Annotated in this window: 14 protein-coding genes, 1 tRNA gene and 1 pseudogene; 4 read left to right on the forward strand and 12 right to left on the reverse strand. The window is 69.3% G+C overall.

The features are described from left to right. Nucleotides 1–3: 3 nt before the first annotated feature. From ACI793_RS02870 to ACI793_RS02885, 4 genes are all read right to left on the reverse strand, one after another. Nucleotides 4–546 carry a gluconokinase gene (locus ACI793_RS02870; RefSeq protein ID WP_456604854.1) on the reverse strand — a complete coding sequence of 181 codons (543 nt, stop codon included), beginning with the start codon at nucleotides 544–546 and terminating at the stop codon, nucleotides 4–6. A 43-nt stretch (nucleotides 547–589) separates the two neighbouring features. After that, a complete protein-coding gene (locus tag ACI793_RS02875; protein ID WP_456604855.1) occupies nucleotides 590–1,336 on the reverse strand; it encodes an alpha/beta hydrolase in 747 nt (248 codons plus the stop codon). A gap of 1 nt (nucleotide 1,337) precedes the next feature. Then, a complete protein-coding gene (locus ACI793_RS02880; RefSeq protein WP_456604856.1) occupies nucleotides 1,338–2,003 on the reverse strand; it encodes an enoyl-CoA hydratase-related protein in 666 nt (221 codons plus the stop codon). Nucleotides 2,004–2,102: 99 nt separating this feature from the next. After that, the gene (locus ACI793_RS02885) at nucleotides 2,103–2,834 is read right to left on the reverse strand and encodes a class I SAM-dependent DNA methyltransferase (protein ID WP_456604857.1); all 732 of its coding nucleotides are present in this window, start codon (nucleotides 2,832–2,834) and stop codon (nucleotides 2,103–2,105) included. Between the two features lie 277 nt (nucleotides 2,835–3,111). Between ACI793_RS02885 and ACI793_RS02890 the strand changes: the two genes are divergently transcribed. Beyond that, on the forward strand, nucleotides 3,112–4,728 hold the full coding sequence (locus ACI793_RS02890) for an ABC transporter substrate-binding protein (RefSeq protein WP_456604858.1): 1,617 nt from the start codon (nucleotides 3,112–3,114) through the stop codon (nucleotides 4,726–4,728). Nucleotides 4,729–4,936: 208 nt separating this feature from the next. Here ACI793_RS02890 and ACI793_RS02895 read toward each other — a convergent pair whose 3' ends face one another. Further along, the gene (locus ACI793_RS02895) at nucleotides 4,937–7,591 is read right to left on the reverse strand and encodes a DUF6493 family protein (protein ID WP_456604859.1); all 2,655 of its coding nucleotides are present in this window, start codon (nucleotides 7,589–7,591) and stop codon (nucleotides 4,937–4,939) included. Beyond that, entirely contained in the window at nucleotides 7,584–8,951 is a 1,368-nt protein-coding gene (locus ACI793_RS02900) for an SWIM zinc finger family protein (RefSeq protein WP_456604860.1), read from the reverse strand. Before ACI793_RS02900 ends, ACI793_RS02895 begins: the two co-directional genes overlap by 8 nt. 80 nt (nucleotides 8,952–9,031) lie before the next feature. Here ACI793_RS02900 and ACI793_RS02905 point away from each other — a divergent pair, with 80 nt between their 5' ends. Then, a complete protein-coding gene (locus ACI793_RS02905; protein ID WP_456604861.1) occupies nucleotides 9,032–11,617 on the forward strand; it encodes a DUF6493 family protein in 2,586 nt (861 codons plus the stop codon). A gap of 668 nt (nucleotides 11,618–12,285) precedes the next feature. Here ACI793_RS02905 and ACI793_RS02910 read toward each other — a convergent pair. The 4 genes from ACI793_RS02910 to ACI793_RS02925 form a co-directional block, all read right to left on the reverse strand. After that, nucleotides 12,286–14,178: a glycosyltransferase family 4 protein gene (locus ACI793_RS02910; protein WP_456604862.1), complete on the reverse strand. Its 1,893-nt coding sequence runs from the start codon at nucleotides 14,176–14,178 to the stop codon at nucleotides 12,286–12,288. An 810-nt stretch (nucleotides 14,179–14,988) separates the two neighbouring features. Further along, a complete protein-coding gene (locus ACI793_RS02915) occupies nucleotides 14,989–16,854 on the reverse strand; it encodes a hypothetical protein (RefSeq protein ID WP_456604863.1) in 1,866 nt (621 codons plus the stop codon). Then, nucleotides 16,851–17,396, reverse strand: a complete 546-nt coding sequence (locus tag ACI793_RS02920; RefSeq protein ID WP_456604864.1) for an ABC-three component system middle component 2 — start codon at nucleotides 17,394–17,396, stop codon at nucleotides 16,851–16,853. The genes ACI793_RS02915 and ACI793_RS02920 overlap by 4 nt, the downstream gene beginning before the upstream one ends. Beyond that, complete coding sequence (locus ACI793_RS02925; RefSeq protein ID WP_456604865.1) at nucleotides 17,393–18,454, reverse strand: ABC-three component system protein; 1,062 nt, start codon at nucleotides 18,452–18,454, stop codon at nucleotides 17,393–17,395. Before ACI793_RS02925 ends, ACI793_RS02920 begins: the two co-directional genes overlap by 4 nt. A 1,101-nt stretch (nucleotides 18,455–19,555) precedes the next feature. On the opposite strand from ACI793_RS02925, the gene ACI793_RS02930 reads away from it, so the two are divergent. Both ACI793_RS02930 and ACI793_RS02935 read left to right on the forward strand, forming a co-directional pair. Continuing rightward, on the forward strand, nucleotides 19,556–19,855 hold the full coding sequence (locus ACI793_RS02930) for a helix-turn-helix domain-containing protein (RefSeq protein WP_456604866.1): 300 nt from the start codon (nucleotides 19,556–19,558) through the stop codon (nucleotides 19,853–19,855). 73 nt (nucleotides 19,856–19,928) lie between these two features. Further along, nucleotides 19,929–20,954: pseudogene (locus ACI793_RS02935) on the forward strand (tyrosine-type recombinase/integrase); the annotation flags it as partial. A 199-nt stretch (nucleotides 20,955–21,153) separates the two neighbouring features. Here the strand turns inward: ACI793_RS02935 and ACI793_RS02940 are convergent. Together ACI793_RS02940 and ACI793_RS02945 are read right to left on the reverse strand one after the other, a co-directional pair. Continuing rightward, nucleotides 21,154–21,226: transfer RNA gene (locus tag ACI793_RS02940), tRNA-Ala, on the reverse strand. 114 nt (nucleotides 21,227–21,340) lie between these two features. Then, complete coding sequence (locus ACI793_RS02945; RefSeq protein WP_456604867.1) at nucleotides 21,341–21,754, reverse strand: VOC family protein; 414 nt, start codon at nucleotides 21,752–21,754, stop codon at nucleotides 21,341–21,343. Nucleotides 21,755–21,769 lie beyond the last annotated feature (15 nt).

Below are 21,769 nucleotides of genomic sequence, written 5' to 3' on the forward strand. Positions count from 1 at the left end.
GCGTCAGGCCTGGCCGGTCGGACCTCCGGCACGCGCCAGTGCCGCGAGCAGCTCGTCGACGACCGCGGCCGGTGAGCCTACGGCGGAGATCTCCGCGCCCGGCTCGTCCGGCTCCAGCGGTTCGAGGGTGGCCAGCTGGCTGTCCAGGAGCGAGGACGGCATGTAGTGGCCGGTGCGGTGCTCCACCCGCGCCCGGAGCACCTCGGCGTCCGCGGTGACGTGGGCGAACCAGACCGACGGACGCCCTTCGCGCAGCAGGTCGCGATAGCTGCGCTTGAGCGCCGAGCAGGTGACGACGACGGGGCGGCCGGCCTTCTCGCGCTGGTCGATCCAACCGGCCAGCGAGCGCAGCCACGGCCAGCGGTCCTCGTCGTCCAGTGAGTGACCCGCGGCCATCTTCGCGACGTTGGCCCGCGGGTGGAAGTCGTCGCCCTCGGCGAACTCCCATCCCAGCCGCTCGGCCACGCCCACGGCGACGGTCGTCTTGCCCGAGCCCGAGACGCCCATGACGATGATCGTGCTGGGAGCTCCGCCTTCGACCTGCATGAACGCACCGTAGGCCACCGGCCCGCGGGCGATCCCGCTCGGCTCAGCAGCGCGCGAGCGCGGCGAGCAGTGCCGGCCAGGCGGTGCTGCGCGGGTCGATGACGACGAAGTGCCCGCCCGCGACCTCCACGAGCCGGGCCGTGGGGTGCGCGGCGACGTAGGACCGGCCCACGGCGAGCGGGACGATCGCATCGGTGGTGCCGTGCAGGATCGTCACGGCGGTGTCCGGAGCGGGCTGCCGCACCGGGTCCAGGTCGGTGCGCTCGGCAGCAGGCCGGCCGAGGAACGCCCGCACCGCGTCGCCGTCGAGGGCCAGTTCCTCCGCCAGCCGGAGGTCCGCGACGGGCGCCAGCGCGACCACGCCGGCCGGCGCCGGGGTCCGGGGGTCGGCGGCGGCCTGCAGGACCAGATGGCCGCCGGCCGAGTGCCCGACCAGCACGAACCGCCCGTCACAGGCTCGTCCCAGCTCGGGGACGTCGGCCAGGAACCGGATCGCCGCGGCGACGTCGTCCACCGTGTCGTCGGGCCGGCCGGGCACCCGCCGGTACTCGATCGCGGCCGTCGTCCAGCCGGCGGCGGCGAGGGCTGTGGTCAGCGGGCGCGCGTGGACGCGGTCGTAGGCCGGCCGCCAGAACCCCCCGTGCACGAAGACCACCAGGGGCCGCCCCTCGGCGCCTGGGCCGCCGAGGTAGAGGTCGACGACGTGGTCGGGGTGGTCGCCGTAGCGCAGCTCCCGGTCGGGTCCGGGGGCGGGCAGCTGCAGGACCGAGCGGTCCTCGGGGGCGGCCACGTCAGCCGCGGTCGCCGGCCCGCAGGCTGTCCAGGGCCGGGCCGTACATGCGCGCCTTGATGGTGCCCAGCGTGGCGCCGGCCTTGCCGGTCAGCCCGGTGGCGATCTCCACCGCCGTCGAGCGGACGGCGTCCTCGGCCACGGCCTGGTCGACGATGCCGGCCTCGACGGCCTCGGCACCCCCGTAGCGGCGGCCGGTGGTCATCGCGATGTGCGCGGTCTGCGGCGCGAGCCGGGACTGGATCAGCGCGGACATGCCCGGGGTGAACGGGATGGCGATGTCGACCTCGGGGAGGCACCAGAAGCCGCGGTCTTCGCGCATGACGCGGACGTCGTGGCACAACGTGAGCATGGCGCCGGCGGCGAACGCATGGCCCTGGACCGCGGCCACGGTGGGCAGCGGCAGCGCGAGCACGCGGGCCAGGAGGTGCTGGACGCCGGACACGTACCCGCCCCACTGGTCCTCGTGCGTGGAGAGCCAGTCGAGGTCCAGGCCGTTGGAGAAGAACTTGCCGGTGGCCGTGGTGACCAGGGCACGGGCGCCCTCGGTCTGCTCGACCTCGTCGAGCGCGGCGCCGACCGAGGTCAGCCAGTCCGGGGAGAAGCGGTTCTCGGTGTCGCCGAGGTCGAGCACGAACACGTCGCCGGAGCGATCCAGCGTGGGCATGGCGGGTCCTTCCGGAGGAGGCGGTCAGCGGGCCGCGCTGCGGCCGTGTCGCCGCCGATCATGCCGTCCGGTGGCGTGTCCACCGCCCCGGACACCTCGTCAGGCCGGTTTCCGCCACACCGAGACGTGGCTCCCGCTCTCGCCGGTGAAGGGCTCTCCGCGCCAGCCCGCCGTCCGCCGGTCCAGCTCGAGCCCGGCCAGGTGCGCCATGAGGTCGAGCTCGGCGGGCCAGACGTAGCGGAAGTTGCTGGCCGCGTACCGGACGGTCCCGTCGTCGGCACGCCAGTAGTGGTGGGAGGTGCCCTGCTGCGTGACCGGGTCGAGGGTGTCGAAGCCGGTGTGGTGGCCGCCGACGTGGAAAGGCACCGCCGTCTGCCCCGGCGGGAAGCGCCGGAGCGGCGGGACGCCCAGCTCGACGACGAAGCACCCGCCCGGCGCGAGGTGGCGTGCGGCGTTGCGGAAGCACTCGACCTGCTCGGCCTGGGTCCGCACGTTCCCCAGGCTGTTCCAGACCACGTAGACCAGCGAGAACTCACCGGGGGCGGTGCTGGTGGCCATGTCCCCCACCACCACCGGGATGCCGGCACCTTTCCGGTGGAGCTCGTCGGCCATGGGCCGGGACAGCTCGATGCCGGTGACGGGCACGCCCCGCGCGGCCAGGGGGATGGCGACGCGCCCGGTGCCGATCGCGAACTCCAGCGCCGGCCCCTCCCCGGCCAGGCCGGCGAGGAACGCGACCGCCGGGTCGAGGACCTCGGGCGCGAACATGAACGCCGCGGTGTCGTCGTAGGTGCTCGCGGTCGCTGCGTCCCAGACGTCGCTGCTGCTCACGGGCCGCAGCCTGGCCCTTCGCCGGCCGGGCCACCATCCGTTTCCCGCCGCGTTGTGCGCAACGCATGGCGGGCCGGAGAACATCGGTGCGCTCCGCACAGTGATCCACATCACCAGGCGGTCCAGACTTCGAACCAGCGCTCTGCGCTCGCGCAGGTGCGCCGGCCTCCGGCGCGCCGTGCTGTCTGTGGATGACCGATCGAGGAGTGGACACATGCGAGGACATCGACGCCCGATGGGAGCCCCGTGGAAGCGGACTCTCGCTTCGGTAGGGCTCGTGGGGCTCCTGCTCGGGAGCGCTGCCTGCGGTGGTGGCGGCGACGACGAGAGCGCCGGACCGGCCCAGGAGGGCACGGTCGACGACATCTCCGAACAGGGTGACCCGGTCACCGGCGGCACCATCGAGGTCGGGCTGGAGGCGGAGACCAACAGCTGGCTGCCCGGTGAGGGCAGCTTCGGCAACCCGGGCACGACGGTGGCCTTCGCGATCTACGACCCGCTGATGAAGCGCACCGAGGAAGGGGAGGTGAAGCCCTACCTCGCCGAGTCGATGGAGCCCAACGAGGACTTCACCCAGTGGACGCTGACGCTGCGTCCGGACGTCCAGTTCCACGACGGGACGCCGCTGAACGCGCAGGCGCTGAAGTCGAACTTCGACGACTACCTCACGCTCCCGACGTCCAACGTCGCCGCGAGCCTGGCGGAGGTGACCTCGATGGAGGTCGTCGACGACCTCACGGTGCAGTACAACCTCGAGGCCACCAACGCGGCCTTCCCGGACATCCTGACCCAGTCGCCGGGATGGCCGTTCTCGCCCACCGCGGCCGCGGCAGCCGGCCCCGACGCCGGCTCGCAGCCCGTCGGCACGGGCCCGTTCCAGTTCGTGAGCTGGCAGCGCGACAACGCGCTCGAGGTGGAGCGGAACGAGAACTACTGGCAGGACGGACTCCCCTACCTGGACGGCATCACCTTCCGGCCGATCCCCGACGAGGACACCCGCCTGGCCAGCCTGGAGAGCGGTGACATCCAGGCCATGCAGACCCTGCGCCAGAGCACCATCGCCCGGGCGCGGGACCTGAGCGGTGTCGACAACTACGAGTACCTGGGCAACAACAGCGGCGGGTCGCTGCTCAACACCGGCCGGCCGCCGTTCGACGACGTGCGGGTGCGGCAGGCGCTGGCCTACGCCATCGACCAGGAGGAGCTCATCGAGGTGCTCGGTGGCACCGGCATGACCCCGCCGGCCACGCAGTACTTCAGCCCGGACAGCCCGTTCTACTCCGAGGACGCCGCCGAAGCCTTCCCGGGCTTCGACCCGGAGCAGGCCCAGGAGCTCTACGACGACTACATCAACGACCCGTCCCGCTCCGACGGGCAGCCGGCCGGCACCCCGATCTCCTTCACCTACAACTGCCCGCCCGACCCCAGCCTGAACGAGCTCTCCCAGCTCTACCAGGCGTTCTGGAGCTCGCTCGGCATGGAGGTGGAGCTCAACGCGGTCGAGCAGGCCGCCCACATCCAGAACGCCATCGCGCGGGACTACGACGCGGCGTGCTTCCGGTTCAGCGAGGAGGCCGACCCGTACTTCATCCTCGACGAGGCGTTCACGGAGGGTCCGCTCAACTTCACCGACTACACCAGCCCGGAGATCGACGAGCAGCTGGAGGTCCTGCGCACGACGACGGACCTCGAGGAGCGTCAGGCGGCGGTCGAGGAGATCAGCCTCCACCTCTCCGAGAACGTGCCGAACCTCTTCACCGGCTACACCCTGACCGACATCGCGGTGCAGGAAGAGGTGAAGAACGTCGCCGGCTGGGAGTTCCCCGACGGCACGCCCGGTGACAAGGTCCCCGGTGCGACCGCCATGTGGGGCCACGTCTGGCTGGCCGAGTAACCGATCCGTGACCGGCGGCCCGGGCGGAACCACGCCCGGGCCGTCGCGCACCGAGCACCGGTAAGACCCGAACAACGACTCAGGCCGCCCTCCGCAAGGAGGGCGGCCTGAGTCGTCCCGGGGAGCAGGAGCCCCGTCACGGCGGGTTGCCGAGAACCAGCCCTACGCCATGGCCCCGCGGCGGGAGCACGACTCCCCACCCCCGTGGCTACCGAGGCCGAGGCACTCGCCGGCAAGCCTGCGCCAGCTGCGACCTGCTCGACCCGGCAGCCGCCACTTCGAACACCTCGGGCAACCTCACCTCCTGGCCCCGCTCGGTAGCCAGCTGGGCCAGGAGGTCGACGAACATGTGCGCGTCACGACGCCCTTCGAGGGCGGCGACGGCGCTGACCAGGCACTGGAGCAAGGCATCGCCGGCCCGCGGCTCGGCGCGGGCGGCGTCCGTCATGGCCTGTGCCACCCGCGACCCGATGACCGCCTCCGCGACGAGCAACTGGGTGAGAACCCGTCCCAGGCCGGCACCGTCGAGCATGGACCGGCGCGCCAGATCGATCAGGGCGTCTACCGCGCGCGCTCGCTCGCTGCCGTTCTTCGCCGACAACCCGAGCAGCAGCACCGACAGCGTCGGCGGGCCGATCGGACGCGTGCTCCTGCCGAGGGACTCCAGCAGCGGCTCGCTGCCCGACCGGTTCTGGATCAAACCGCGGTACAGCCGGGGGTGGGCGTGCGCGGCGAGCAGGTCGGGGTCGTGTGCCAGCAGCAGCGGCCACTGCGCGGTCACCTGGTCGAACCGCGCCGCGCACTCCCCGTCGGCCGCCTCGGGCCCGAAGGTGCTGAGCGGGTCAGTGCGATCCAGGACGGCGAGCAGCGCACCGTCGAGACCCCGGTGACCTGCGTCGACACCTCGCCAGGCGACCCGGCTAGGGCGGGCGGCATGCCGGGGATCACGCTGTCCACGTTCCCCGCGGTCGGCCACCAGTTGCCAGTCCGGACAGCGCTCCCGCAGGGCCCGGAGCTGCTCACGCAGGAACCGGCCGGCACGTGAGGATGAGAACCGCAGCTCATCGTGCTCCTCCGGCGGGACGCGCAGGAGCGCGACGCAAGCGTCGATCAGCAGGACGCCGGCACGCGGGTTCAACGCGTCGATCCGTCGCATCAGCTCCGCGGCGGCCAGAGAGCCGCGACGCGTGGTCGGCAACGACAACGACGTCCCGCCGCCGGCGTGGACAGCACCGGCGACCTCGTGGGTCCGCCGTGTGAGCAGCTCGGACAACGAGGAGCCGCGACCCAACCGGGGTGGGGCCACGAGCCGCCGAACCGTCTGGAAGCTGCTCTCCCAGCCGTAGTCCCGCCCCAGGAAGCCCCGGCCCGGCGACGCCCCGCGCAACCACACGAGGGCGAGCGCGGCGAGATCGGCGCGGGGTTCCTCACCAGACCAGGCCCCGGGGAAGTACCCGGCGAGGAGCTCCTCGGCGCGGCGGGCCAGCACCTCGCCGCCGTTGCGCGGCCGCTCCCGGGCGAGACGCAGAACGCCTTCGAGCAGGCGCTCGATCTCGGCCGGATCGTCCGCCTCCTCGATCAGCCTGGCGAACAGCTCGCCGAGCTCATCGGCGTCATGCACCGGGACGACCGCGGGATCTGGCTCGGACAAGATGGGTTCGGGCGGCTCCTCCACGCGGACCGGCGCGGCGCTGGGCGGTCGGAGGCTAGGAGCAAGGCCGGCGGTGTACGGCTCGAGCAGCTGCTGCCGCTGGTCAAGGTCCGGCACGAGCGTGGTGAGCAGGGCGATCGCGCGCTCCTGGACGTCGACCCGCTCGTGCTGGACCGCGGTCGCCACCAGCTCGGCGATCTGTGCGGCGGCGTCGGGCCGGTTCGCGGCGACATCGGAGAGCAAGCTGAGCGTGGCGGACACGGTGCCCTTGTCGGCGCGGGCCAGGGCCGCGGGGGCGGAGGCCAGGAGCAGATCCACGTCGAGGTGCCCGCCGGCCAACAGCGTGCGGAGAGTCGTCAGGCCCAGCTTCACGACCGGGCCGTGCTCGGACGCGAGCAGCCGGCTGTACGTCGCCTGCCGGTCGACGAGTTCCTGCTCGGTGGGCGCCAGCGCACCGTGCAGTCCGACGAACCAGGTGACGTCAACGGCCGCCCAGTCCCGGAAGAAGGCGCCGAGCGCGATGTCGATGAGCCGCCCGCGGTCGACGGTCCCGTCGACGACGAGCGCCGTGAGCGCGTGCTGCCACGTGCTCTCCGGTCGGGGTGGAGGCGGCGGGCCGTCGCCCCAGTGCTGCGGCTGCAGGTGGTAGCGGTCGTGGTCGGCCATCCGGCGCCCGATCCGCTCGGTGGCGAGCAGGTCCCACAGCTCGTCGTCGAGGAGACGGGGATCGGAGCGCAGCTGGTCGAGGACGGTGGACGACGGCAGGTCCAGGGCCAGGCCCCACACCATGGACTCGAGGTAGTCGGGGAAGTCCGGCCGCGCGACCGCGCCTTCTCGCACCAGGGCGCGCACCAGGGGGAAGTGCTCGGCTCGCATCTCCCGTTGGACGAGCAGCGCTGCGGGAAGGTCGCCCAGCCAAGCCGGCTGGCGGTCGGTCAGGACCTGCACGGCCAATGGCGCGATGTCAGGAGGAAGGCGTGCGTCGTCCAGGGCAGCCGCGACCTGCCGGAGGCCGGTGACGCAGCCCAGTGCGGCGAGCGACACGGCCCGGCTGTCGTCGTTCCACCGGATCCGCTCCGCCAGGGAACGCACCCGGATCGAGACCTTCCGGCGCCCGCCCTCATCGAGCCCGGCGAGCGCCGTCACCAACTCGTCCAGCCGGTCGGGCGCGCCGAGAAGTTCGAGGACGGCGTCGACCGTCGCGTCAGCCACGCCGGACGAGCTCCACCGCGAGGACGTGCTTGCACGGCCCTCGGTTGTCCTGGTGCCGGCCATACCAGGGGCAGGAGCAGCGATGGCCGGTCGTCGTCCGGCGGACGACGTGCCGGGGTTCTTCCGTCCCGACGTAGGCCAGTTCGCCGTCGAGGCGGACGGCGCCCTCCTCGATCAGGGCGCGTGCGTCGCGCAACCGAGGGTGCATGGTCTCCAGCGCAGTCGCGTCGTAGGGCAGCTCGCGGTGAAAGTAGGCACCCTCTCGGGCGTCGAACCCGACCCGGCCGGCGGCGCCGAGCCGTCCGAACGCGCGCAGGACCCGGCCCTCGTCGATGCCGGCCCGCCGCGCCAGGTCGCCGACATCCAGGTGGGGCTCGAACGCGAGCAGCGCGGAGATCAGGTCGCTGTCGCCCGATGACGCGGGGTCGGCGAGGTCGCGGAGCACACCGCCCTCGCCGGAGAACCCCCGGCTCACTTCGGGGCTGAGCGTCACGCTCAGCCGGGCGCCGCGCATGTCGAGTTCCCACACGCTGGCGGACGGCGCCCCCGGCGTGGCGACCGCCGGGGCGTAGGCACGGAGAGCGGAGCCGAAACGGAGGAGCGGCTCCAGCACGCGCAGCCGCTCGGGACCGGCGAGGCAGACGGCACCCGAGCCAGCTCGGCCGGTGAGGCGCAGCCCCCGGCCGGCGGGCACGGCCCAGAGCATCGCGGTGCGGGCACCGGTGGCCCGGGGCAGCGACTGGACGAACCGGCGGGCCTCGACCGCAGGGATCTCAAGCACCGGAACCATGGTCGAGGCGGCCACCTGGACCTCGGCAAATCCCTTGAGCCACCGCTCGGGCAGCGGCACCCGCTTTTCGGTCACCGACTCCTCAACGGTGGTGACCGTGACGTCCTCGCCGACGGACAGGTGCAGCGGGTCGAGTCCGCCGATCCCGGCGAGGGCCTGCCTCATGGGCGGGTTGAAGTCCACGTTCGTCGTCCCGGTTTCCAGCGCCGGTCCGTCGAGTGCGTCGGGCAGCACGTCCAGCCGCGCGTAGACCCCGCAGCACGCCGAGAAGCTCTCGAACCGCAGCCGGTCGCCGTTGCTGGTGACCACCGGGTCGGCGGCCCGCAGGACGGCGGCGAGCATCCCCGGCGGCACGTAGTAGCGGGTCCGGGCGACCCGGGCGACGGCGAGCAGCGCCGTGGCCATCTGCTCGGCGTGGCCGAGAAAGCCGTCGAAGAACCTGGGGTGGTCGGCCAGCCCACGCGCCATGAAGCCACCGCTGGTGGCCAGGCGCAGGTCCGGGCGCCCGTCGAGCACGCCGACGGACGAGGGTTGGGCATAGCGGTACACCTGCTCCACCCCCGCTGCCATGCGGGCAGGCTAGGTCAACATCAGCGCGACATGCGGCACCTTCGCGGAGAGCAAGCCCGAACGGGTGGCACCCTGCGGCGGTGGCCCGCGCGACCTCCTCCTCCCCCGCATTCCACGAGCTCGACCGCGCGGTCGTCTGCGGACTGATCCACGAACGCGGCGAGGCGGCCCGCAGCGCGACGTACGACGCAGCCTGGGAGTGCGACATCGAGACGTGGCGCCAGGTCCAGAAGGCGCTGGACGACGCCCGGGACGGCATCCGCCCCGCCTCCGCAATCGATGAGGCCCCGCGCTGGCTCGCCCGACTGGTTCGTGACCGGCTGGCCGACCTCGCAGAGCGACGCGTGTGGGACAACGCGTTCGAGACGATCCGGGCCCTGGAGCGGCTGCGGCTGATCGACCTGCAGGCCGACGACACCTACGTGCTGGCCGTCGTGTCCACCAACGGCGACCGCTTCGCACCCCTGCGCGCCGACTACCTGCGCGCGGACCCGGAGCTACGGGAGAACGTCGTCTGGCGGATGTTCGAGGTCGAGGGCGGCGGCGAGATCAGCCTGGCCAACGTCGACAAGTACAGCCACGAGAAGAACGGCTGGAAGCAGGCCTTTCTCGACCTGACGGCCGACAGCACGCTGCCCCGCCCCCGCGTCCTCACTGCCGCGCTGGACGCCCTGAACCGCGACTTCAGCGCCTACCGCGCCGGCTGGTACGCCCGCCTCTACGACGCCCTCTCCCCCACGGCCGAGGAGCAGGCCGGCCATCAGGAGCGATTCCGCCGACTTCTGCGCAGCGAGGTCGCGGCCACGGTGAAGCTCGCCGTGGCCAGGCTGCAAGCCGTCTCCAAGGCCGGCCTGCTCGACGACGCCGCAACCGTGCCGGCACTGCCGCCCGCGCTCCTCGTCCCGGTGAAGGGCACCGCGGTCGCGGCTGTCCGACTGCTGGCCGACATCGCCGACCGCACACCCGCGCTCGCCGGCCAGGTGACGGAGGCCGCCGCCACCGCGCTCGGCCATCCGCACGCCGACGTCCAGCAGGCGGCAGCGAAGCTCCTCTCCCAGCTCGGCGCGGACCATCTGGTCAGCGCCGCGGCAGAGGACCTCGAACCCAGCGTGCGCGCCGACCTCGGCCAGTCGCTGAAGCCGTCCGACGAAGAGGTCTCACCGGTTGCGCCCCCGGCCGTCCCGCCTCGTGCGCTGGTGCCGGCCGGGCCCGACGACGTCCTCGACCGGTTCGCGGCCCTGCTCGAGGACGCCGGCGACCCGGTCGAACTGGAACTGGTCCTCAGCGGACTCGCCGCGTCCAAGGAACCCGCAGTGCTGCGCCCGCTGCTCAAGCGGGCCAGGAACGTGCTCAGCCGCGGACCACGGGACGCCGTGTTCCAAGGCTGGCTCCGCGGCCACCTTGCCGGGCTCGTGCTGCGCTCCGCCGGCGAGGAGGAACCGCCCACGCTGCCGACGCCCAACCAGTCGATCGGCTTCCTCGTCCGGCGGCTCGACGAGGTCGCAGCGGTGCTCGCGGGGAAGGCGCCCCCACGTCGCCTGCTGGCCACCCCCAACGGCCCCGCCGGCTGGGTACGGCCCACGGAGTTCGCGGAGCGCCTCGCCACGACCCCCACTGCCGCGGGTCGGTACGACCTCATCGGTGCGTTGCTCCGTCTCCACCCCGACGGTCGACCCGCGGCTCTGGAGGCCACGACCGGACTCACCGGGCGGCTGCCGGAGGACGTGCTCGCCGCCGTCCGCTACGCGCTCGGCGGGCCACCCCCGTCCAAGGGCCTGGAGCGCGCCTCCGACATCGCCATGTGGGTGGCGGCGAGCCGGTCTCGGGCACCGCTGGCCGATGACACCTGGCTGCTGGACCAGGGCATCCGTGGCGCTGGTCGGTCCGGGGCCCTGACGCCCAGACTGGATCTCGTACCCGAGGCCACCGGATGGACGGACGACCTAGGGGTCATGCACCCCCTGATCTCCTGGTACTGGTCCGTCCACGTCGAGGACGCCGCGCCCGGCCTGCCCGACGACGAGCCGACCGCCACGACAGGGCGCGGGCAGAGACCGGACTTCGAGGCCGGCTGGGAGGACATCGAGGACTTCGTGGGCTGGCAGGCGCTCATCTGGCCGCACGACGCGGAGCGCTTCCTGATCGACGCCGTCCACCCCGTGCTCGAGACGGCCACCACGCACGAGGTCCGGCATGACGCCGTCCGCGTGCTCGACGCCCTGTACCGGCACCCCGGTCGGCTGGGGCCGCTGTCATGGATCACGCTCGCAGCAGGCCTCACTGCAGCCCGGGCTGATGAACGGGCCCGGGCGGTCGACGCCGTCCTGCACTTCGCCGACGCCGGGCGCCTCACCGCCGCCCAGCTCGCGCGGGGCCTCGCTGACATGGCCGGGCTGGGAACGCCGACACGGTGGGCCGGATCGTTGAAGGACGTCGCGGGCGCCGGGCCGGCGGGCCGCCGTCTCGTCATCGCCGCCCTCGGCGCTGCCCTGCCCGAGTTCGATCCGGCCAGGCGCGGTCTGCACGCCCTCCTGCAACTGCTTCGCGAAGAACTGCTGCGCGAGCAGGCGGCGACGCCGGCATTGCTCCGTCCCTGGCTGGCCCAGTTCTCCGGCTCGTCACGCACCGCCGCGGTGGCACGGGCGCTTGCCGCCACCAAGGACTGAAGCCGCGAGGACGGCCCGGTCCCTCCACCGGCCAGACCCGCCGGTCCGCGACGATGCCACCACAGCCGGACGACTCACCAGGCGGCACCGGACCCGCACGACTTAGCTGCCGAGGGTGTCGAGCAGAACGCGGTGGCGCCAGGCTCGATCGGGAGGCGACACCAGGAACGACTCAGGCCGCTCCCCAGAAGGAGAACGGCCTGGTCATCGGGGTGGAGCTGAGGGGACTCGAACCCCTGACCCCCACACTGCCAGGCCGTCATGATCGCGTTCGTGACGGGTCGCCATCGTTCCGTATGCCGGCTGACCTGCTGTCCTGAACGAGGACGCATCTTGGCGCATGACCGCGAACATCACCGACTGCAACCACAACTGCAACCAGAAGTCGGCCCCGCGTCCGACGATGCCCATTCCGGCTCAACGACCTGCCGGTCCAGGCGATGCAACGGATCAACGCCGGCGCACGGGGCGTCTGCCAACGCCGGAACCCGGCCGACGGCGGGGCGGAGGTACGCCCGTAGGGGCCGACGACGGCGCCCCTGGCCCGCGCGGCCGCCGGGCTGGCCCGTCCACGGCTCGGCATGTGGGCCGAGATTTGCGCTGGCCGCAGGTCACCGGCTCACCTCCGTCCGACGCCTAAAGCTCGGGGGGTCAACTCCTCTCTATCACTAGCAATCTATGCCGAGCGCTCTGAGGAGCGCCCGACTAGAATCATCCCAGGAAATTGCCGTCGCTACCTGAGCCCTCAGGTCCGCCGCTCGATGAAAGCTGGCCGCCGGGTCTACCAACACTTCCTTGATGCTGGTAGCCCAGGCATCGATCACCTGATCATCCGCGGCTTGAACCGGCAAGATTTCCCGAGGGATGCGCCGGTCGCCGTCCGTCACGAATTCGCGCAGCATCACCGCCAAGCCACTAGAAGAACCCATAAGGACTGGGACCCCAGCCGAGATGGCCTCATAGGCGGCGAGACCAAACCCCTCGTGTCGAGATGGCATAAGCACAAGCCGCGACTGCCATAAGTCTCGCCGCAACGAGGACTCGTCGGAGGAGTATGGCCTGAGAACCACCAATAGGTGAGGGAGGCTAATCGCCTCCAAGCGCCTCTTAACCTCATCCTGCTGCCCTTCCGGGACCCCGCGAATGACAAGCGTCGGCGTAATACCGGACTGATTCGCGAGTTCAGATACAGCATTGGCGGTTGCCTGAACTGCTATATCGATACCTTTGGAGACGATATCGTCAGCTCGGGCGATCAGAAGAATCTGACGAACGGGAGGGATGTCCTCGGGGTCCACCTGATCGCCCCAGTCGCGAAGACCTGGGCGGAAGTTGAGAACCTCCGGCAGTGGACCAGTCATTCCTCGCATCGAGTTTGCAATGGAGTCCCGAAGCAGAGGGCCGACGCCAGCGACTAGGTCGGCCGAGAAGGCCAGTTCTACCTCCAACTCTCTCCTCTCATCTGCAATAGTCATGTGCGACGGCCCCCCGGGAACCTCCTTTGCGGACTCAAGCATCTCCGCATCCATGTGCACGAAATGTATCCGGCAAGCACTCGGGAAATATAGATTCTTTATCGCGTAAGCATACGGTCCAAGAATACGGCCGTGACCAATGACGACGTCAGGCTCGTAGGCCTCGTCCTCGAAGCGTGGCTTCATGAGCAGTAGCTGCTTCCCTGCGACTCCAGGGATCGAATCTGGAACTACCAGAGTCACGCCCTTTGCTGTTGCATCGTCACGCTCGCTGTCATTCGCATCGGGGACGACAACGTGCACGAGACAGTCGAGACTTGCAAGCGATGCAGCCAGTTCGCGATTGAAAGTCGAGATGCCACCTGCACCCGATTGCCATTCGTCGGCCACCAAGAGGATGCGCGGCCGCGAATCAACCGGACCGCGAGGTGTGGAACGATTAGTTTTGGGTCCCGGCGCGTCACTAGGACCAGCAATCTCCGCAGCCAGGCTTCTAACCACGGCCGACAGGGCTGCAGGTCCCTGCTGAACGCCACCCGAGCCAATCTCTACCCAGCCTCCCCCTGGGCCCGCCAGACCCAACACCAGCCGATCGAACCCCGCGTCGTGGATGCTCTGTCGGAGCAGGCCGGAGAACCGCGCAATCCGCGAGTATCCCTCCCGCGCCTCGACACGCCAATCCAAGTCAGCGTCTGGGATAAGGACTGCAACGAGCGCCAGGCTAACGCGATCCTTGAACTCTCGTCGGTACCGAACCGACAGGCTGAGCGCCTCATTGATTCGATTATTTGTGTTCTTTGGCGAGTATCGCCAGAGCTTCGCCTCAACCGCAAGAGTCTGCCGCCCCGAAGAGTTGGATATGACCAAGTCAGGGGCGTCACGGTGCTCGTATTTTTGACTGGGCCATGCCTCGCTGTACCCGGAGATTAGGTCCGAGCTGTCCAATTCTCGTCGGAGAGCATCTTCGAAAACCTCAGCGGCGTGCCTGACGTATTGAGCCCAATCGTACGCGGGGCGCTCCCCACCGTAAGACAGGTTGGAAGTCCACATGTCGTGGAGTTCGTTCAGAAGATTGTCTTCCAACATTTTCTCCGTAGCGGCGTAGGTTCGGGACCTGCGTCCTGCGGCTCACTGGCGCCTCCGCATTGATGCTCAGTGTATCGGTATCGGTCATCGCTGATAGCGACCAAGCCAGGTCCTCGTCGTCGTGTCCTGCGCGAATGTGTCGATCGACCGCCACGGACCGTGCTGGCGGTCGCAGCGGACCCATCGCGGCATCGGCCCGTTGCACGGCCGTCAACTCTCATGCAGTGAGCTGCAGAGAGACAGGGGCTGCCTTGAAGTGGAACGTCGCCAGGTTTGAAGCGTCGACGCAGCCGGCCAGGCGGCTCTCGGAGGCGCTCACCTGGCGACCACAAGGGTCTAGCGTCGGTACATCGCTTGGCACCCACGGCAGTGATGAAAGCCCAATTCAAGACCACACAAGCCCACGAATAGTTGACCTACAGCCGCGCATCGGTGCGCCGGGCGCCAGCCCGCGCATCCGCTCTGCTTGGGCGACTGTCCGCACTTGGCTGGCTAGGTCCCCAAGTGGGCCGACGGAGGATACACAGCGCAAGAGACGGTGCCGCTGGCCCGACCATTGCTTGCGATGACTTCAGACGGTATGCCCGCGGAGTTGATCCGGTCGTGGCGCCGAAACCCGTCTGCCGCGAAAGAGACCCACGTTCTCCCGCCAGCAATCAGGCGACACCCGAGCATTCGGTGCAAGCGAGATGTACGGGCCTGTTCGCGCCAGCGTGTGTCGACGTCGCCGGATACTGGTGAAATCCTCTCGCACGACCCGAGAGCTACTGGACCGGCGCCCACCGACGTTTGGCCGCGGTCGATGACCACCTAGGTGCCGCTGTCGATGGGGTTGTCGCGCGGCGGGAAGAAGCCATACCGACCGAACGCCGTGGTCTTGGTGAACGCTATGTCCACCGACGCTGCGTCGAGCCCGTCCGGGGGGTCCATGTTCTCCATGATCAGAATTTGGCCACCGAAGGACGCTTGGATGTCCGCGTAGAAGCGTGCGGCGACCCTGACGTCCAAGATGTCGGCGGCATCCGACGGCTCGCCATGGTCTGGCGGACGGTAGGTGACCAGCGGAGAGTCGAGCACCACGAACCCTGGATGAGGAAGATCGCGTTCGAAGCAGAACTGGGCGAGGCCGATCGTGAATGCAGCGTGCAAGATCGCCCGGACGCCCTTGCCGTGCGCGGCGCGAAGTTGGTCGCCGGCGACCAAATCCTGCTCGCTGCGGTCGTAGCGGACCTGATCGGCGTCAGGCACGCCCCACGCATGCAGCCGTTGCGCGACTGCCTGCGAGAAATCCGAAAGCGTCCCCAGTTGGAGCCCCACTACCGCAGCGGCGCTTTCGGCCTGCCCCTCGGCTGCGATGGCAGCCCTCATTGCGTTAAGCCTGTCGATCTGCTCAAAGTCCGCGAGGTGGCGCTCCAGCGCGCTGCGTTTGTTGAGCAGTTCTGAGAGATCGACCTGTTGCGGAGTGATTGCCTCGTCAAGTCGGCGAAGCTGGCTGTCCAAGGCGCCAGCGGACAGTGACAGGTCGCGCATGGTCGCCGACAAAGCTGATCGCTCCCGCTCGAGGTCGGCGAGCGCCTCGAGAAGGTCGGCGTTGAGCGCGGCCGTCTTGCGCTGCTCGGCTGCAACGGATGCGCCAAAGTGTGTTGCGTCCTGCACGACGTGGTCGTTGAAGTGCTGATACTCGGGCTCAGCACCACAGAAGACGCAGGTTCCTGGTGTGAAGAAGCCCAGGAGTGTCCCAGCTTCTCCAATCATCTCGAGCCGGTCGAAGTCCGACGTGTACTTGGCCGACAGCAGTCGGAAGCGAGACATTAGCGTATCGATATCGCCAGATCGCTGACGCACGTCGACGGACTGGCGGTCCAACTGTGCCAGCTGGCCAGCCACCCGGCTGCGGGTGTCCGTTAGCTCGGAGATTGCTGCGCTCTGCTGCCTCACCGTCTCGTTAAGCCGTGCTACCTGGGCACGTAGCTCCGCTGGCTCGCCAGCGGAGCTAACCCTCTCTTTGAGTCCAGCAAGCAGTTCGTCGATCACTTCGGATTTTGCGTTTACGACGCGACTGCGTTCCGCCCGGGACTGCACAGCGATCAGATCACTGTCATCCTCGCCTTGCAGGAACAGCTTCAGCGTCGAAATTTCCGCTGTCCTGTCCGTCGGGCGGCCACTCAGCGCTGGCGGGACCTCCGACTGCATCTGAGTCTCGTCGACAACGCATAGGTGGGAGACGTTGCGAAAGCTAAGCGACTTCGTCTCGTTTCGAGCATTCTTACGGACCCGCTTGTTGTCCAGGCCGACCAGCGCCAAGAGGTACCGCGACAGGCTCCCTTCGCTGCTCGCGTTATGCGTGGCAGCAAGTGTCTGCGGCGGCGGGTTGAGAGGGCTAGTGCGCACGTCGCTCGGGTAAAGGCCGATGCCGCCGCCGTTGACTGAACGTGTGAGTGTTACCGGTTGACCCGACGGCAGCAGCAGGCCCAACAGAGCGGTGCTGTAGCCGGCCCGCTCGGGGATCTCCTTGAGCTTGGACGCGCCCAGCATGAAGTCGATGGCATCAACGATGAACGACTTGCCTGTATCCGACGGACCTCTGACGACGGTGACACCGGGTCCGAACGACACGGTGGCCGTCGGTACGTCGCTTCCAAGGAAGGTGAGATGTGTGAAGACGAGTCGATTCACGACAACTCACCCCGCTCCTGCGTCGACACGTCCGGGGCCTCGAACTCTTCCGACCAGGAAGCGAAGATGCCCCGCATTTGACGGCGCAGGGAGTGCTCGGAGAGGTCGTCGAAGTTCCGGACGACCCAGGCCACGCGTTCGTGCAGCGTTGTCGCGTAAGTGGATCCCAAGATCTCGACGAAGTGGTGCGCGCCTTCGCCCGCATGGAACTGCACTCCGTCTGGGGCGAGGCTCATCTGCACAAGCCCGGCGCGGATCATCAGCTGAAGTCCAGCCTCGACAGCGTCGCGTTTGACGCTCAACTCACCGGCCCGCACGGGCAGGGCAGGATGCAGGCTTTCGGGGCCGCCGAGGTCAGCGCTGTGAAGGACTCCGTGGTCGAGCAGGACCAGTCGATTAACGTCGAGCTTCTCGGGATACGCCTCGGTGAGGACCATCAGCACCCTGACTCCTACCTCGACGGGGCTGTTCAGTGGAGCCGCGGAAACGGCCGGGTCGGCGTTTTCTGAGGGCGTGAACGCGGTGGGACCGTCAACGCTCATGGCTGAGACGACCAGGTCAGCCGGTCAACATTGGCAAGTTGGTGACAGATCCCTTTTCGATCGTCGATCTCGGTCACGGCGATCAGGGTGTGACGGCTTAGGTCGAGTTGCCCGACGAGAGATAGGACGTTGCTTAGCCGTTCGAAACCCGTGCCGTAGTCCGCTTCAGCCGTGTCGATGACTCCGGAGTGAATGTCGTCTTGCAGCTTGTCGAAGGTCCCGGGGGGGACGGAGTCACGGGCGTATACCCGTAGGGACTCCGCCTTATAGAAGCTCTCTCGTTGGCGTTGGAAATGCTGGCCGATCCTCGCGTTGAAGGCAAGAGAGTCGACGCTGAGATCCTCTTCAGGGTGCTTTTCGCAGTACACGCTGAATAGTTGGCTGACGTATCTCGTCTCGTGCGGCGCGACGTCGACCGGAGGAAGCTTATGCGCTGGCCGGGGCTTGAGGGAGGTCGCGAACCGGGCGCTGTGCCAGGGCGTACTCCTGTGGACTTCTAGCGCGTCGGCCAACTCAACGGACTTGAAGGTCGCGAAGTCGGTGCTCGTGACTAGCTCCCGGACCTTCGCTAACCGAGCGGTTTCGAGTGCCGCGGCAAGCGGCTGCCCATCGGCAAGCTTGTTGAGCAATGCCTCCCGCAGCTTGGTCGGCTGGCTGAGCAGCTTGTTCAATGAGGTCGCGCAGCCACGGGGGGCAAGGAACCGGTAGCTGTCTGGCATGACGTAGTGCCCATCGAGCACTGCGAGGAACACTTTGAGCATCTCCGGCGCCGCGTCACTGAGGGTGAGCGATCTTGCGTAGTGCTTGCCCTGGTAGCAGTCCCACGGTCCTTCGAGGCCGCGCTCCGTTTTGAAGGCAGCGATGTCGGCGCCCTTGTCGCCAGAGCCGCCGAACCGCTTGATCTGCGCGTAAGACACGGCCAGCCCGTGCGCCCACTCGTAGATGAACTCCTCCCACTCGTCGCTGGAGTAGAAGGCGATGCGCGCCTTCGCAGAGACCGGAGCACCGGTTAGGGCGACCTGCACGGCCGTCGGCGATGGGTAGGGGAGATCGTGCATCAGCTCAGCAGTGTCTCCACCACCGAGGGCGCCGGCCTCCGACACGCTCTACTGCCCCCGTTCCCGGCTCCTGCCCATCGGGCCAAGTGTCTAGCCAACCTACGACACCCTTCGGTACCCCTTGCCAGCACGGGACGCGACTCCGGCTTCGACGGAACCCGGGGTACCCGAGGCCCCGGCCCTGGCCCCGCCGAAGGGCAAACCGCCGCACCCCTCAGCCCCTCCCTGACGTACAAGATCAAGTGCTACACACGTCTTGCATCTCGGGCTCGGGGACTTCTGGTGCTGTTGCCGCTGAGGTGGTGCTCCCGACCCGTCAGCAGGGCCCTGAGCCGCACCGTGGCATTCCTCCAGTAGGCATCGGCGTCGTCGGTGACGTCGGAACCGTTCTCCGTAGGGCAGGTGGCTACAGACGACGGCAAGGCGGGGGATGCCGGCGACGACCAAGCCGTCTCTGATGCCACCCCGACCGGCGCGCCACTGAGCGGCAGCACGCCAGGCTCAGGTTCTCGGCGGGCGATCTCAGGCGCCCGGTCACCCTCGTGCGACTTGCCGAGCGCCAGCGCACGCACCCTGTCACCCCTTCGCCGTCTGCCGGCATGACGGTCGCAGAGTCCTGGATGCATGAGGTGTGTCAGGTCGTGGTCTTCTCCGGTTGCGCAGTCGAGATGGCCGCGGGGAGCGTTCAGGCCAGGACGCGTGCACGTGGACGAGGGTCCACCGCGCGAAGAACCGCTGAGGGGTGACGGGGCGCAGTCGCGGCCGGGGTCCTGCCAAGGACCTGGTCTCGGCCGTCCATTCGAGCTCTTGGCCCTGCAGTCGCCCACGGGTCAGCGAGGGTCGGGGGCGGCGTACGACCGACTAACCGACTTGATCGGTCGCCGTACTGGAGGAGAACCGGGGACCGCCGGAGCAGCTCGGGAGGGCGTCAGCTCGACGGACGTCCCCCGCCGGCACACGGAGACCCGGGCTGTCGGAGAACCGGAGAAAGACAGGAAGTCAGCCGGGCACTGTCAGCAAGCGGCCGGAAACGGCGCCTTCTTCATGTGGGCGTGCGACGCCGGACGCGTGCGCACGAGGCCACGCGACGAGGAGGACGAGATGAGCGACGCGCAGCGACCTCGGGAGCCGGTCTCCAGCGACCCGCTGCTCCTCACCCCTGAGGAGGCCGCCACGGTGCTCCGCCTCGGGCGCACGACGGTCTACGCGTTGATGAAGGCGGGCGACCTGCGCCCCGTCCACATCGGCCGGAGCTGCAGTCTCTCCCGCAGAGAGCTCGAACGTTACGTTCGCGGCCTGGAAGCTCCCCGCACCGCTCCTCGTGCGCTGCGCCGGGCCGGGACCACCACGGACCAGGGCGGACTCTTCGAACTGAGCCCGACACCGCCCGATGCCGCGTGAGTCCACAACCGCTCCGCCGGCGTCGGACCGCTCGGCCAGACTGACACTCCAGCCCACGACCCAGGGGTGACCGATGGCAGGGCGCTCAGCGAACGGTGAGTCGACGATCTACCAGGACGCCGACGGGCGGTGGCACGGTTACGTCTCCGTCGGCTTCGCCCTCACCGGCAAGCCCGACCGCCGGCACGTCACCGGCAAAACCCGCGCCGTGGTGGTCGCGAAGGTCCGCGACCTGGAGCGCAAGCGCGACGCCGGCACCCTCAGCGCCGTCTCCACCCCGACCGTCGCCGACTGGCTGGAGCACTGGCTCACCACCATCGCCCCGCGCCGGGTGAGGCAGCGGACCCTGGAGAGCTACGAGTCCGCCGTCCGCAAGCACCTGGTCGCCGGACTCGGACGGCACCGCCTCGACCGGCTGCGCCCCGAGCACCTCGACCAGCTCTACACCGCGCTCCTCGACGCCGGCTACTCCCCCGCCACCGTGCTGCGCCATCACCGCATCCTGTCGCGAGCGCTCACCGTCGCCATGCAACGTGGCCACGTCGCCCGCAACGTCGCCGGGCTCGTCGATCCACCGGCTCAGAAGCAGAGCGACGTCGCCACCGCCCTCGACCTCGGCGAGGCCCGCGCCGTGCTGGGGGCCGCGGCACATGTGCGCAATTTCGCCCGCTGGACCGTCGCCCTCGCCCTCGGCCTGCGGCAGTCCGAGGCCCTGGCGCTGCAGTGGAAAGACGTCGACCTGCTCAACAACACGCTGACCGTGCGGCGCAGCATCCACCGGGTCCGAGGCGGGGGGCTGATCTACGAGGAGCCCAAGACCCGCCGGGGCCAGCGCACGCTCGCACTGCCAATGCCCCTCGTGGCCGAGCTGCACCGGCACAAGGCCGTCCAGAACGGCGAACGGATGCTGGCCGGCTCCGAGTGGCACGACGAGGACCTACTCTTCGCCCAGCCCAACGGCCGGCCGATCGACAAGAAGACCGACTACGACGACTGGACCCGCCTGCTCCACAAAGCCGGCGTCCGCCACGTCCGGCTGCACGACGGCCGGCACACCGCGGCCACCCTGCTGCTGAGCGAGAACGTCCACCCCAGGGTGGTCATGGAGCTGCTCGGCCACAGCCAGATGCGCACCACGATGGACACCTACAGCCACGTCATGCCGGCCCTGGCCCGCGAAGCCGCCGACCGGATGAGCGCCCTGCTGCTGCCGGGTGAGGGCGGGCAAACTGCAACCACAACTGCAACCAGAGACGACTCAGGCCGCTCCCAGAAGGGGAACGGCCTGGTCATCGGGGTGGAGCTGAGGGGACTCGAACCCCTGACCCCCACACTGCCAGTGTGGTGCGCTACCAGCTGCGCCACAGCCCCGAACCGGTCCGCAGTGCTGCGTTCGGACCGGGAGTAACTGTACAGGGCTGGGCGCGTCCGCCCGCGCAGGGGTGGCGACGGCGCACCGCGCGGCGCCACCCCGCCCGTGCGGCCTCAGGCGCCCTTCATCTGCGCGATGCGGATGTGGTTGCCGAAGGGGTCGCGCAGGCCGAAGTCGATGCCGTAGGGCTGGTCGACCGGCTCCTCGGTGATCTCCACGCCCTTCGACTTCAGCTCGGCGTGGGTCCGGTAGGCGTCGTCGCAGGCGAAGAAGAGGTGGCCGCCGGCCACGCCCTTGCTGATCGCCGCCCGCACCTCGGCCGCGGTCTCCTCGCTCATCGAGGGCGGTCCGGGCTTCTCCAGCAGGACAGCGCGGTCGGGCTGGGCGGGGAGGCTCACGGTGAGGAACCGCATGGGACCGAAGTTCATGTCGGTCTGGACCTCGAACCCGAGCTTGCCGACGTAGAAGTCGAGCGCCTGGTCCTGGTCCGGGACGTAGATCTGGGTGATGGTGATCGCAGTCAGCATGCGGCGAACGCTAGG

Source organism: Blastococcus sp. SYSU DS0617 (genome assembly GCF_054051075.1).